This is a genomic window from Saprospiraceae bacterium, assembly GCA_016716185.1.
Taxonomy (GTDB): Bacteria; Bacteroidota; Bacteroidia; order Chitinophagales; family Saprospiraceae; genus Vicinibacter.
Genome location: JADJWV010000001.1, coordinates 233596 through 247705, shown reverse-complemented (window position 1 = coordinate 247705; position 14110 = coordinate 233596). Strand labels below are relative to the sequence as shown.

The 14110-nt window shown below is 40.0% G+C and carries 12 protein-coding genes; 11 read left to right on the top strand and 1 reads right to left on the bottom strand.

What is annotated here, in order from left to right:
* Positions 1-310 precede the first annotated feature (310 nt).
* Complete coding sequence (gene mnmG / locus IPM34_00895) at positions 311-2176, bottom strand: tRNA uridine-5-carboxymethylaminomethyl(34) synthesis enzyme MnmG (protein ID MBK8954099.1); 1866 nt, start codon at positions 2174-2176, stop codon at positions 311-313.
* Positions 2177-2285: 109 nt separating this feature from the next.
* Here mnmG and IPM34_00890 point away from each other — a divergent pair, with 109 nt between their 5' ends.
* From IPM34_00890 to IPM34_00840, 11 genes are all read left to right on the top strand, one after another.
* Positions 2286-2684: a hypothetical protein gene (locus IPM34_00890; GenBank protein ID MBK8954098.1), complete on the top strand. Its 399-nt coding sequence runs from the start codon at positions 2286-2288 to the stop codon at positions 2682-2684.
* Positions 2685-2756: 72 nt separating this feature from the next.
* Positions 2757-4802, top strand: coding sequence for a S9 family peptidase (locus tag IPM34_00885; GenBank protein MBK8954097.1), 2046 nt, complete (start codon positions 2757-2759; stop codon positions 4800-4802).
* A gap of 150 nt (positions 4803-4952) precedes the next feature.
* Positions 4953-5510, top strand: a complete 558-nt coding sequence (locus IPM34_00880; protein ID MBK8954096.1) for a methylated-DNA--[protein]-cysteine S-methyltransferase — start codon at positions 4953-4955, stop codon at positions 5508-5510.
* 346 nt (positions 5511-5856) lie between these two features.
* Complete coding sequence (locus tag IPM34_00875; GenBank protein ID MBK8954095.1) at positions 5857-7320, top strand: hypothetical protein; 1464 nt, start codon at positions 5857-5859, stop codon at positions 7318-7320.
* A complete protein-coding gene (locus IPM34_00870; GenBank protein ID MBK8954094.1) occupies positions 7313-8353 on the top strand; it encodes a hypothetical protein in 1041 nt (346 codons plus the stop codon). Before IPM34_00875 ends, IPM34_00870 begins: the two co-directional genes overlap by 8 nt.
* A 69-nt stretch (positions 8354-8422) precedes the next feature.
* Entirely contained in the window at positions 8423-8731 is a 309-nt protein-coding gene (locus IPM34_00865; protein MBK8954093.1) for a hypothetical protein, read from the top strand.
* Between the two features lie 18 nt (positions 8732-8749).
* Positions 8750-9289: a hypothetical protein gene (locus tag IPM34_00860; GenBank protein ID MBK8954092.1), complete on the top strand. Its 540-nt coding sequence runs from the start codon at positions 8750-8752 to the stop codon at positions 9287-9289.
* 2 nt (positions 9290-9291) lie between these two features.
* A complete protein-coding gene (locus IPM34_00855) occupies positions 9292-10665 on the top strand; it encodes a phosphatidylserine/phosphatidylglycerophosphate/cardiolipin synthase family protein (protein MBK8954091.1) in 1374 nt (457 codons plus the stop codon).
* 10 nt (positions 10666-10675) lie between these two features.
* A complete protein-coding gene (locus IPM34_00850; GenBank protein ID MBK8954090.1) occupies positions 10676-11392 on the top strand; it encodes a hypothetical protein in 717 nt (238 codons plus the stop codon).
* Positions 11393-11424: 32 nt separating this feature from the next.
* Complete coding sequence (locus IPM34_00845; protein ID MBK8954089.1) at positions 11425-11811, top strand: hypothetical protein; 387 nt, start codon at positions 11425-11427, stop codon at positions 11809-11811.
* Positions 11812-11814: 3 nt separating this feature from the next.
* Positions 11815-14100: a hypothetical protein gene (locus IPM34_00840; protein ID MBK8954088.1), complete on the top strand. Its 2286-nt coding sequence runs from the start codon at positions 11815-11817 to the stop codon at positions 14098-14100.
* The last annotated feature ends 10 nt before the right edge of the window (positions 14101-14110 follow it).

Here is a 14110-nt window from a genome sequence, read left to right as displayed (position 1 = left end):
GTTAGAAAATTCATTGGCACAAGTCTGGAGACTTGCGCCAGCCTGGGAAGCAGTTTATTAACATAAATTGAATATAAATAACGTGTGTTAGATCAGTGAGTAAGTTAGAAAATTCATTGGCACAAGTCTGGAGACTTGCGCCGGCATAGGAAGTTCAAAAGAAAAGCAGCTTATTAAGCTAATTTAAATATAAATAACGTATGTTAGTTCAGCGAGTAAGTTAGAAAATTCATTGGCACAAGTCTGGAGACTTGCGCCGGCATCGGACCATTTCCAATTATGCATTCTCCATCATCCATCATCCATCATCTCATCTTCCCAAATACACGAGCAAAATTGAAATATCAGATGGGGACACGCCGCTGATCCTGCTTGCCTGTCCGATGGAGATGGGTTTTATTTTCGAGAGTTTGGTTTTCGCTTCATTGCTGAGTGCGGCAATCCCTGAATAATCGAACTCAGGATTCAGCTTAATATGTTCCAGGCGCGTCATTTTGTCTACCAGTTCCTGTTCTTTTTTGATATACCCTTCGTATTTAAGTTGTATTTCTGAACATTGAAGAACTTCCTCATCGAATTCAGAGAGCGAAGATGCGAGTTCCGGCAATAATGTTATGAGTCCGGCGATGCTTACATTGGGCCGGGTTATGAGCTGGCTTAGTTTCAATCGGGTTTCTGTAGGAGAAGAACCCAAAGAAGTGAGGTAGTCGTTTATTTGTTCGGGAGAAACTGAAACAGATTGCAGGAGTTTTGAAATATTTTTTTGGCCTTCTGATTTTTGGCGGACCCGTTCTAAACGGCTTTCCATATGGTTCATTCCCAGATTGGCAGCTATGGGTGTTAGGCGAAGGTCTGCATTATCCTGTCTCAGCAGGATCCTGAATTCTGCGCGGGAAGTAAACATGCGGTAAGGTTCCTCAGTACCTTTATTCACCAAATCGTCGATCAGTACGCCGATATATGCTTCTGATCTGGATAAAACTAACGATTGTTCGTTTTTAACGCGCAGTGCAGCATTGATTCCGGCCATGAGACCCTGGCATGCAGCTTCTTCATAACCGGTCGTGCCGTTGATTTGTCCTGCAAAAAAAAGATTGGAAACCAAATGCGTTTCAAGACTTAAGGATAATTGCGTGGGCGGAAAATAATCGTATTCGATAGCATATCCGGGCCTGAACATTTTCACCTGTTCCAGGCCGGGAATTTTCTGCAAGGCTTTGTACTGCACTTCTTCTGGGAGTGATGAAGAAAAGCCATTCAAATAGACTTCGTGTGTATCCCATCCTTCCGGTTCGATAAACAGCTGATGCCGGTCGCGTTCTGCAAAGCGATCAATTTTATCTTCGATTGAAGGGCAATAACGCGGACCGAGGCCTTTAATCCTGCCGGCAAACATCGGACTTTTGTCGAATCCGGTTTTTAATATGTCGTGGACTTCCTGATTGGTATAGCTGATATGGCAGCTTAACTGTTGTTCAGGAACATTGGTTTTTAAAAATGAAAACCTCGAAGGATGTTCATCTCCTGGTTGCTCTTCGAGAATTTTGTAATTGATACTTCTCCCATCCAGACGCGGAGGCGTTCCTGTTTTCATCCTGCCGCTTTCAAATCCGAGACTGACCAGCTGTTCTGTAATTCCTGTCGCAGCATGTTCGCCGGCGCGTCCACCCCCGAATTGTTTTTCACCGATATGGATGATGCCATTTAAAAACGTTCCGTTTGTGAGTACTACCGTTTTGCACTCAATGCGCTGGCCCATTCCGGTGATTACTCCATTCACTTTTTTGTCTTTGATGATCAGACCTTTTACCATATCCTGCCAAAAATCAATGAGCGGATGAGCCTCGAGCAAATTGCGCCATTTTCGTGCAAAGAGATTGCGGTCGCTTTGTGCACGAGGACTCCACATAGCCGGGCCTTTAGAACGATTGAGCATTCGAAACTGAACCCGGGTTTCGTCTGTCACAATGCCAGAATATCCGCCAAGTGCGTCGATTTCTCTTACGATCTGACCTTTTGCAACACCTCCCATAGCAGGATTGCAGGACATCTGCGCGATGGTATGCATGTTCATGGTGACGAGCAGGACCCTGCAACCCATATTTGCTGCAGCAGTGGCAGCCTCGCAACCGGCGTGGCCTGCTCCAACTACAATGACATCGTACTCTCCAAACATATTCTGGCCGCGAAAATAAGGATTCTGGCCTTGATATGCATGGAATTGTCTGCCCTGGTTGGAGAGATCTCAAAAAAAGAGAAATTGTATATTCGCATAAATTTGTAAGATGAAAAATTTGACAATAGTTTTATTGGGCTTGATTTTTCTTTTAGGTTCCTGTGGCCCGGGTAAACTGACAGAATCAGATGGCTGGAAATTTATTGGCGATAAATGGGTGACCTTTGGTGTAGACCGCGATGTCATTCATTTTGGAGACCTTCGCGATGAATACAGTAAACTCGTTGTCAGAATCACCGATGCGCCTTTGCGTATGTACGACATGAAAGTTTATTTTGATAATGGTGGCGTGCAGGATGTTCCAGTCAAGTCGCTGATAAAGCAGGGAGGCCAAACCCGGGTCATTGAATTAAATGGAGGGCTCAGAAGGCTTTCTAAAATTGAATTCTGGTATGAAACCGCTGGGAGAGGAAGAGGAAGAGCCAGAGTTGCAGTTTGGGGTAAATAATCGAATTTTAGCGACCTCAAATTTTCTAATTTCATAAGTTATTCAATTTTAGTTTTTAGTAATAAAATAGTTATGAATCATTTATTCAGAATATTCTTCTGGGTTTTTATTGCTGCTTCTTGCCTGGCGCAGGATAAAAAGGCAATGACTCATGAAGCCATGTGGATGCTTAAACGCATTGGTGTTCCGGCCGTAAGTCCGGATGGGAAATGGGTTGTTTATCAGATGACCGAACCTTCTTATGAAGACAAGGAGCAAGTCAGCGACCTTTGGATAATGCCAACAGAAGGGAATGAAAAACCACGGAGGCTCACTACGGGTAAAGCCGGTGAAGGAAATTATTCCTGGAGTCCGGATGGGAAGTTTTTAGCTTTTACTGCAAAAAGAGAAGGCGATGATGTTGCTCAAATTTATTTGATGAATATGGCCCAGGGTGGGGAAGCACAACGATTTTCAAAAATCAGCACAGGGGCTTCAGCACCCAAGTGGAGCCCGGATGGAAAATGGATACTGTTTAACAGTTCAGTGTTTCCAGGTTGTGTGACAGATAGTTGCAACAAGAAAATGATTGAAGAAAAGAAGAAACAAAAATATCAGGCCAGGGTCTATACCAGTTTTCCCATCAGGAACTGGGATAAATGGCTCGACGAGAAGCAGACTCATTTGTTTGTACAACCTCTGGACAGTGCGCAGTGCAGCGACTTATTTAAAGATGCCATGCTTATCAAAGAATCCGGATTTTCAATAGAATCTGCTAATTGGTCTAAAGATGGAAACGTAATTGTTTTTTCAGCGACTACCGAAAGGAATACGCAGGCATATAGGGAACCGGAGTATCATTTATATAAGATTGGACGAGATGGCGGCGCTGAAACTAAACTAACTACAGGCAGTTATGAATTTACTCAACCGCAAATTAGTGACGATGGAAAATATTTGTTATGTATGGAGAGTCCATGTAACAATGGCAAGTTGTATAACCTTTCAAAACTGGTCCGCTTTGACTGGCCTGATATGTCAAACAAATTCTACATCGATAAAAATTCAGACCGCCCGGTCAATCAGTTTGTCCCCAAAGGAAACGAAATATATCTTTCGGTGGAAGATCACGGCAGAGACCGGTTAATGGTGTACTCCCTGGAAGGAGGAAGCCCCCGGATTTTTCCTAAACTAACGACTGGTAGTTATTCAAATTTAAGTATAAGTAGAACAGGTCCTCCGGTAATTTTAGCACAATGGGAATCGGTAAATGCTCCGGGCGAGATCGTACGCATTGATCGCGATGGAACCCATCAAATATTGTCGAACGCAAATCGTGCTCAACTGGATACGATTGCTCTGTCTTCCTATGAAACTTTTTATTTTACAAGCAGTCGAGGAAAACAAATTCGGAATTTGCTGATAAAACCGCCGCACTTCGATCCCACAAAAAAATACCCCTTGTTTGTGGTGATTCACGGAGGACCAGCCGGGTCCTGGAAGGAGAGCTGGTCTTATCGTTGGAACTATCATTTGTTAGCCAGTCCGGGTTATGTGTTGTTGTTGACTGATTTTACAGGTTCAACGGGGTATGGTGAAAAATTTTCGCAAGACATTATTTTGGATCCTTTCAAAGGACCGGCCGACGAGATCAACGAAGCTGCTGCATATGCCTTACTCAAATATACCTTCATCGATGGAAGCAAACAAGCTGCGGGCGGGGCCAGTTATGGCGGTCACCTCGCCAATTGGCTGCAAGCAACAACCACCCACTACAAGTGCCTGATCAGTCATGCTGGATTAGTCAACAGCATTTCACAATGGGGAAGCAGCGATTACATTTTCGGACGCGAATTGATGAATGGCGGAACCCCATGGTCAAAATCCAAAACCTGGAAAGAACAGAATCCAATGTATTATGCTGATAAATTCAAGACACCCATGCTGGTTACCATCGGAGAACTCGACTACCGCGTTCCTGTAAATAACAGTATAGAAAACTGGAACATTCTGCAAAGGCAAAAAGTACCTTCTAAACTGATCGTGTTTCCCGAGGAAAACCACTGGATCTTAAAAGCGGAGAACAGCAGGTTTTTTTATAAAGAAGTACATGCCTGGCTGAAACAGCACCTGGAATAGAGCAGGGAGTAAAGATGATGGAGTAAAGATGATGGAGTAAAGATGATGGAGTAAAGATGATAGAGAATTGATGATAGTTAGAAGAGCCTTTAAAATATTTCGTAACCGATCTGCCTGTAGCTTCTTGTTTTGAGTTTTAAGCCCCACGTAATGGATATTTCACCTAAACCAAGAGTAGTCATAAGTAAAGTATTCGATACTCCATTGGGTGATATGCTGGCAGCTGTGAGCGAGGACACATTGTGTTATCTTGAATTTTCAAATGCGGATCGTGAATTTTCTGCATTTGAGGACTTTTGTAAGAAATGGGATCTGAAACCTGAAAACGGCGCACATGAATTGTTGAATAAAACCAGGATCCAATTAGAGGCCTATTTTTTAAAAAAATTACAACAATTTGAACTTCCAGTAATTTTAATGGGCAGCCCGTTTCAAACAATGGTCTGGAATCAGTTAATTCAAATACCTTATGGTGAAACCTGTAGTTATGAGGAAATTTCATTACGATTGAATAATCCATTGGCCATCCGTGCCATAGCTCACGCCAACGGGCAAAATCCTATTGCCATTATAGTACCTTGCCATAGAGTGATCGGAAAGGACGGCAGCCTGACAGGTTATGCAGGCGGCCTCTGGCGCAAGAAGTTTTTACTCGAGCACGAAAGAACAGGTCCGGTCCAAATGGAATTGGATTTTTACATAAGATAGAATTTGTTTTGGAGAAGCAGTTGCTGAATGTTAGTTGATAGTTGGAGTTAAACTAACATATGTTAATATCATTGAAACATTTTTTTCAATTTAAATACAAAGACATCTTTAGCAAATATTAGCAGTCTGTAATTAATTTAAGCCTACAAGCCTACAAGCCTACAAGCCTACAAGCCTACAAGCCTACAAGCCTACAAGCCCATTCTCATTGCTGCGTTTCACCTTTTCACCAAATACAGGAAAATCACCCGTTAAATACAGGAATTATCCCCTTCTCTTGCAATTGGTGATGGAGTACTTTTGAAACCTGTACTAACGATTTGCATCATTACTAAAAGAATCTGCTATGATTCAAGCTATACCCATTGGGGAACATAGTTTTATTGTATCTGACCTTCATCTTGCTGAAGGAGATCTCGACAGAGGGCTCACTTTGGGAACTGAAAATTTCTTTTCCGATAGTGCTTTTTCTGAGATGTTGAGTTATTTGCATATTACATTCAACAATACGGGACAAACTCCACTTTGTCTTATCATCAACGGTGATTTTGTTGACTTTATAAGAATTACAAAAGTTCCGGGAGACAAAGAACTCAATCTATGGCAAACTGAAATCCAGAAAGCGCATCCAGGATTTAAACTTCCGAATTCCTGTATTTCTGAAAAAGAAAAGAGGTACGGACTCAAAACCAACAATTATAAATGCATTTGGAAATTAAGCTGTGTGCAAAAGGGCCATCCTGGTTTTTTTAGCGCGTTAGCGGCATGGATTTGTCAGGGAAATCAATTGATCATTAATGTTGGAAACCACGACCCCGAATGGTATTGGACCCTTTTGCAAAATTATTTCAGGATCAGCCTGTGGGAAATTTCCGGTAGTAAAGAAAACGATAGACAGAAATTTGAGAATCATATTGCTTTTTCTATAAAGGCATTTTCTATATATGAAAAAGTGTGGATCGATCATGGCCACAATTATGAAAAGCAAACGGAAATGGATCCTGAATATGAATACCACAAGGTTGCTCCGCGAAGGAAAATCATGTTCAAAAAACCGGAAGCGCCTAAGGAAGAGCACGAAAAAGAGTTGTTTATACCATTTGGCTCTTTTTTCAACCGCTACCTCATCAATAAAGTGGAATTAGATTTTCCACATGTCGATAATCTCACAGTAAAGGGTAGCATGCTTCAGGCTTTAATAGATGAAAACTTTTCTAAAGTATACAAAACCTTATTAAATTTCGGTGGGTACGCCATCCTGGTGGTTCAAAAGAACTTTCAGTTGTCATTGATCCGCGTTCTAAGTTGGCTGGTTTTCGTAGTTCTGCCTATCGTTTTGTTTGTTTTACTATATTTAAAACCACCCACCGATTTTTTCGAGCTTACTAAAGAATGGAATGGCACTTTAAAAAAAGGAGTGGACTGGATTCTTAATTTTTTATTGCCCATAATAAGCAGGCAATTGATCAGGCAAGTTTTTTTATGGTTAGGTCTTGCGGATCCTCCACTCCATGTTTCAGCTTTTAAGGACCTGTCTGCAGGTGGAAAATTATCGGAATACGATTACATCATTATCGGCCACAACCACCATCCGCAACACATTATTCAAAATGGAAAACAGTATTTAAATACCGGCACATGGACAAGTAAATATGTTCAAAAATACGAGCGTATCGAAACAGGAGTCAATTACACATTGGTTCAAGTCAAAAGAAATGCAGATTCAAATGTTGAAGCCGGTATTAAACAATGGGATAACATAAACAAGAAGGTAGTTACTTATTCAAATTTTATATCCAACCATGGTTAAGAATAAGTGCAATACAAAATTCAGGTACGGGGGATATGCAATCCTGCTTTGTTCGATATTCATTTTTACGCTGTATTCCTGTGGGTGGGTCAAAAACATTGGTTACAATAGCGCAGATCGGGCGGGTAAAAGTGTAGATCAGATTGCCAACGAATTATTTCCACTCGATAGCGCAGGACGAAATCTTATTTTGGGATTGATTTCCGGGGCGACTGAAGAAACATCAGTACAGAACATGGAAAAACTGTCATCTCGACTGATCGACACTTTGTTCGCATCTCTGGCTCATGGACTCGTGAAACTCAATCTGGATTCTTTTGTAAAACAAGCGATCAGAGGGGCAAGTGAAGAATTGGCTTCTGATTCAGTTCAATGGGCTTTAAATGAGCTGAGATCTGGATTGGAACATGAATTGGATACTTTGATAAAAGGTTTGTTCAAAAGCTTTTCAAGTTCTGAATCAAGAAAGAATATAGAGAATGCCGTTTCTACGATTTTATCAGAACACAATAAAGAATTAGTGGGCAGTTTTGTTTCTGGTGTCGTTGAAAAAATTGAATTTGATTCTTTAGGGATTAAATTGAGAAGCAGTCTGCTCAATGAAGACACGAAAAATGCAATCACCAATTCAATAACAGCACCCCTTGATGCCACACTTGCAAAAATGCAAACGATTATAGATTCGCTGAACAAACAAAATGAAAAGTGGTGGGAGAAATACTTTTGGCAACTCATAGCGGGAATATCATTGCTGGCGGGAATTTTAAGCTGGTTGTACATCCAAAGAAGGAAAGCCCTTCAAAACCAAAAATCGCTTGAACAGGAAAATATAAATCTCAGGAAGCAATTTCAATTTAATGAACAATTGAACAATATTATGATGGCCGAAATAGACCAAATTAAACAGAGCAATACACTGGAGGATCTTACTTCCCGAATTAAAAGGAAAGCCATAGAACATGGTATTGAGCCGGAGGTACATGAAAAGCTGAATCGATTGAGATTGACTGAACCTTTAAAATGGAATTCCTGATTACATCAATATAGAATTGTTTGAAAAAAGAATAAATACTCAAATTATAAACATATAAAAATTATTCATATGGCCATCAAAGAAATTATGGACTTCATTACAAATCCTGTGTTTATCACTTACATAGGCGCTTTATGTGGGCATATCCTTTCAATTTATTCCTCTGAATTTAAAGGAGCCATTCCATTCCTCGAAAAAATGTTTCCTAATAAAACGGAGACCTTTTATTTCAGGGCAAATTTTATTTTGATTCCTGTCATCGGATCATTGCTAGCTTTTTTTCTTTTAGCACCGGATGATATTAAAGAATCACTTTTTGCCGGATTGAGCTGGAGTGGCACTATGGTGGCTGTTTTAAAGAAAAATACAGGTAATTAACTATTAAATATTGAATGTATGAATACTTTTGAAATAATCATATCTATAGGAGTTCTATTGCTCCTGGTCGTGTTTATCAACATACTTATTTCCGGGCCGGATAAAAATTTCAACTCGGCTCAACCCTCCATGAAGGGCAAAGTCCATAAGTATACACCACTACTGGTTGTATTGATCTTGTTTGTTTCCATTCTTTCGAGTTACATCTATTATCGAATTAGGGACAACCGTAAAGCAAAGGAATATTCGATGATCAAGGAGAAATATGAAACGGCTTATGCAACTATTGATTCCATTCTTGAAACTCCGGGAATGGATACATCGCTTGTTGCACAAAGTATCCGCGAAGAACTGGATACACTGGTTAGCCAGAAAAGAAAATTAGAGCATCTGCAGGAACAAAGTGCAGTACAGGAGAAATTTACAGGAAAAACGAAGATCATCGATTCCATTCAAATTCTGGACAGGGATTATGAAAGGAAAATCAAGTATCTGGAAAACAAAAAGAAAGTAAAAGTTTACCGGAACGGAAATTATAAGGAAAATAAAGAGTTGTAGGGGTGTCTGGTAATGTCACATACAACAATTCCATTGAGCTGTTACCAAGCGGAAAGCAATCCTACGCCAAACGTTGGGCTTTAATTGAAAACGCAAAGGAGTCTATCCATATCGTAACGTTTTCCTTTATGAAAGACGGTACCACAAAAAAACTATTTGAATTACTCAGGAGCAAAGCCCAAGCCGGAGTGAAAATCAGGATTATTTACGATGATATTGTCAATCGTACAACGTTCATGACAAGCACCTTGCACAAATTAAGGGATTCTGGTATTGAAGTTTTTGGTTACAATCCTTTGTGGGAAGGGTGGTCTATCGACTGGAGCAAAGGAAAACCTTTCAAGCAAATTGCCTTCACTATTAAATTAAAACTGAAACAACATTTTCACGAGAAATACATGATCGTTGATAACAAGCATGCTATTCTTGGAGGGATTAATTGGGGCGATAAATATGCTTTTGGTGGAATTGAACCCAAGGCCTGGCGCGACAGCGATGTATATCTGGAGGGCGATTGCGTGAGCCCGATTCAGCTCCAGTTTCTCAAGGATTATAAAATGCAACATGCCTGGAAGAACAGAACTAAATCAGATTACAGGTCCTATATAGAATTTTGTGAAGCGTACAGATCTGTATATGTAAATGATCAATATCATCAGGATTTATTTCCAGAATATTTTCATCAAGTTCAAATTCATCCCAATGCAAAGCCGGTTGCAGTCCAATATCGGGCACACAAACCGTATGATTTAGCAAAACTGGACCTTACTGATTTTTTCCTCGAAAAAATCAGCAAAGCTCAAAAAAGAATCTATTGGGGATGTCATGGCATCCGGCCACCTAAAATATTTGCTGAATATTTTGTACAAGCCGTAAAGCGGGGAGTAAAAGTGGTATTGATCACTAATTCTGAGAAATCGTCAAAAACACTCATGTTGAATGGTCTGCTGGGCTGGATGTATGCTGAATGCACCAAACATTTTAAATATCTGTTGGAGAATGGAGTTGAAATTTATGAATGGCAGAGACCCGGAGCTTTTCATTCAAAGAATCTGGTGATCGATGATGAATTCAGTTCAATTGGGTCATATAACATCGCTAACGGGTCGGCTTTTCATCATTCTGAAAGCAATGTGGTGGTTATGGATAAGGAGTTTTGCGAGATCGTTTTTAGTCAATTTGAGGAAGATCTTCAGCATTGCAGCAAGGTGAAATTAAATGAATTTCATTTTCCAAAACAAAATGCATACGACAGGATTATTCACGAACGGAATAAACTTATCGGGAGAAATTTGTGGACACCCTCGATAGAAGCCGACATACTTAACAATAGATATAAGGCTTTTCCACTTTATGAATTTATTGATATGAGTTAAAATCTGCGATATGAATATTTTCACATTTATCTACAACAGTTTTTTAAAATTTTTTGGAGACATCAAGGTTTTCAAATATCCATTTTTTCTGCTCTACGATCCGGGAAGTTATAAGGTTAAAGGTGCTGAAGTAAGAAAGGTTTTGGATACCGTGCAGGATGGCGATATTCTCATACGAGGTTATACCAACTATCTGGACGGTTTGTTTATCCCTGGTTTTTTCAGTCATGCCGGACTCTACTTAGGAGATACCACAAGTCACAATTTTTTGCTTCCGGATGTAATTGCCAGCAAATTCTATAAAGGAAAACAGGCGGTTATACATTCCATGGCTGAAGGAGTCTTTATGGAAGACCTGATTAATTTTTGTAAATGTGATTACCTGGTCATTTTGCGCCGGAATAATACCATCGAACCTCAACTTGATTTACTGGCTTCGAGCAAGGTAGTTTTTGAAACGGCCATTAAAAATCTTGGAAAAGGATACGATTTCAAATTTGATTTTGCAAACATTGGCAATTTATCCTGTACAGAATTGGTATTCAATTGTTGTGCCGATGTATTTCCATTGTACGATGTGGATTTAAAGCCAAGAAGGATCATGCTTCGAAAGCGAAATGTCCTCATTCCCGATGATTTTGTGACACAAAAATTTGACCTGGTTTTCAAATCCGCTTCAGTACAGCAGAAAGTTCTTGAAAAAATATTTACGAGAAATGCTAAATGAGGAAATTTTTAAAACTTTTTAAATAATGAATTATGGCAAAGCAAAAGAAAATTCCGAAAGCTGATAATAAAAAGGAAGTGGTCTCAAGAAATGAAGCGTCAAAGCTTAAGGAAATTTTTAAGCGTTCGAACCATGTTGAAATGCTGAGTAAAATGCGACCCGATCTCACCCGCGATCTTGAGCAGGTCATCAATCATGAGGAGCAAATCATGAAATTACTTAAATCTGAAAAGAACAACCTGATGTTCCTGAATGATCCGGTCCAATTTTTTAAAAACGCTAAAATTGAATTGAGCCCTGCTGCAAAGAGAAAAATGGAGGCATTCAGGTTTGATGAGTTTTCTAAAGCAGCCTCTTTTGTTTTGCCCAATGGACAGATAATCAAACCACGCATTCATATTCAAATTAAAAACATCTAAGTCATGGCTGGAAATCAAACACACGGATACGATATGGTGATTGAAGTCAGTTCGCAATCACTACAAAATCTCTTGTCGGCTGTATTCGACAATGACGGTTTTTTGGAAGGGTTACTTCCTTCGAGTTTAGGGAATCTGCTGGGTTTTGAAGTTGCTTTGGACTTCAACAGACCGCCATCTTTGCCAGCAAGTGCTGTAAATCCGGTTCATTTGAGTGTTGAACTTAACCTGTCGTTAGGATTATCGGGAACCTTGGATCTCGTCGTGGGAATGGATGTTAACCGCGACGCTTCGAATTTGGACGTCGTAATTTTTGATTTTCCAAATAAATTGTACAGCTGCACATTGACGGTAAGTGGATTGCCTGCAACGGTGACGAATCTTGCAGCGAATGCCATCAAAAATAGTCTGGAAAACAATTCTATTCCGATTGTGCCGGTCCCGGTTACCCGAACCAGTACAAATACACTTGACATTACACGGGCTGATGTAAAAGTGATAGATGATGCTACTTCAGTCAATAACGATGCGCTTGGTGTGGCACTGACCTTTGGAGGAGGAAGCATAGGAAATCTCAACAACTTTACATCCGCATTTGCAAGGGCTGGAGCCGGAGCAGCAGTCGCTATTAATTTTTCCTGGATCTGCAGAAATATAAGTCCGAAAATTGAAGAAGGCATTGGTTTGCCCGCAGGTTCATTTGCAGGTTGCAGTTTTAGCGGAGAGCACGAAATCAGAGATGGTGTTAAACTTACCAGCATGTCTATTCGTCCCGATGATGATTTTATTCAATTGAGCGGAACTGTTTCAAAATCAGGAACCTGTTACGATGCATCGGGAAGATTTTCTGCGCGAATACAAGTTGCAATTGTTGCAGGTGAACTGAGAGTCAGTTTTGAAACAGATGATCCGGATATTGACATCAGTATACCATGGTATTGTTATTTGGGTGCGGCTGTTTTGGGAGCTTTATTGGGAGGAATTATTTTTGGAGTTATTGGAGCTATTGTTGGTGGAATTATTGTCCCGTTATTGATTTATATCGCCGAGTCCGTTCTCGAATCCACTTTGGAAAGTGTAACGCAGGAAGTCACCGATGCCATCAACAGTATTGAAGACATCAATGTCAGACTGGTTGGGGTGGAGAATGTGTTGGATACTGCCTTTATTGATGACATGACAGTAGGGTATAACATGCATCCAAAAGAATATTGGCCTGTAAAAGCTGAAGGAACCATACAGCTTCGTTCAGGCGATTATCTGGACCTCGATACCGGCTTGGTAAGAAAAGAGAATTTTACCGGAGCAGATCTTAAACTTTATGGAGCAAATCAGTCAAGGAGCATAAAAATTCTCTGTGGTTCTTCATGTTCATCCATGGGTTCTATAAAACCCTTCAATTTCATACGAAGATATAATTTGATGATGTTGAACTATGGCGTATTTGGAGAACTTCCTTTACATCACTTTGCGTTATATTTTCCTTTGCCGTTTTTTCAGGACGATTACTATGAAACCCGGAGCATATTTGCATATAAAACTTCAGATGCGTCCCTGGGCTTTTTTCAGGTGACAGATGTAAACGAGGACACATTTGTTTTGCGCTATAAGACCTATAAAACTTCTTTGCATAAGATATCAATTTCAGGAAATTTTAATTGCAGAAAGTTTGAATTGGATAGAACCCGTTTGGAATTAGATCGTATAGTATATACCGATCACCAATCGATCAATGGTGATTTGAGGAACAGGATGGATGCATTGAATCTGCAAAAAGTGCGAATACCTGATCTTGCAGAACTCAAATGGCCCCAATCAAATAATCAAAACAAAACTTCAACAGATATCAAAATCCAATCTGAAACGCATGCAAGCCTTCAAAAATACCACAAAGCAGTAGGGGTTTGGAAAGGGAATTATATCGGGGAATCAGCACTCCGTACCGGAACATTTCAGGCGCACGTAACGGGTCAAATCAAAGTGAGTAATTTCTCATGGATCGTCGACCAGAATGTTTTGCCATCCCAATCGGAAGGCAGCATTCAAATCAAAAATCAAAAGTTTAACTATGCGACTAAAGATCATTATTTGATCCTTTCTTCTAAATCAACTTTAGAGTTTGAAGTTCCCATAAAATTACTGGTAGTTTTTGAAAATGGCGAAACGGATCAGTTGATCAGGTGTTTCAACTATTCAAAAAAATGTAAGATCACCAAACGGATTACTCCTGGATTTAAAGATTATCTTGAAAAATTCGACCATAATTTTGGTATTGTGATGAGTAAATAAATATTTTTCT

Excerpts from the sequence above, each read along its gene's own strand:
- IPM34_00865 (MBK8954093.1), top strand. The coding sequence starts at position 8,423 with ATGGCCATCAAAGAAATTATGGACTTCATTACAAATCCTGTGTTTATC.
- IPM34_00875 (MBK8954095.1), top strand. The coding sequence starts at position 5,857 with ATGATTCAAGCTATACCCATTGGGGAACATAGTTTTATTGTATCTGAC.
- IPM34_00860 (MBK8954092.1), top strand. The coding sequence starts at position 8,750 with ATGAATACTTTTGAAATAATCATATCTATAGGAGTTCTATTGCTCCTG.
- IPM34_00885 (MBK8954097.1), top strand. The coding sequence starts at position 2,757 with ATGAATCATTTATTCAGAATATTCTTCTGGGTTTTTATTGCTGCTTCT.
- IPM34_00880 (MBK8954096.1), top strand. The coding sequence starts at position 4,953 with ATGGATATTTCACCTAAACCAAGAGTAGTCATAAGTAAAGTATTCGAT.
- IPM34_00845 (MBK8954089.1), top strand. The coding sequence starts at position 11,425 with ATGGCAAAGCAAAAGAAAATTCCGAAAGCTGATAATAAAAAGGAAGTG.
- mnmG (MBK8954099.1), bottom strand. The coding sequence starts at position 2,176 with ATGTTTGGAGAGTACGATGTCATTGTAGTTGGAGCAGGCCACGCCGGT.
- IPM34_00840 (MBK8954088.1), top strand. The coding sequence starts at position 11,815 with ATGGCTGGAAATCAAACACACGGATACGATATGGTGATTGAAGTCAGT.
- IPM34_00870 (MBK8954094.1), top strand. The coding sequence starts at position 7,313 with ATGGTTAAGAATAAGTGCAATACAAAATTCAGGTACGGGGGATATGCA.
- IPM34_00890 (MBK8954098.1), top strand. The coding sequence starts at position 2,286 with ATGAAAAATTTGACAATAGTTTTATTGGGCTTGATTTTTCTTTTAGGT.
- IPM34_00850 (MBK8954090.1), top strand. The coding sequence starts at position 10,676 with ATGAATATTTTCACATTTATCTACAACAGTTTTTTAAAATTTTTTGGA.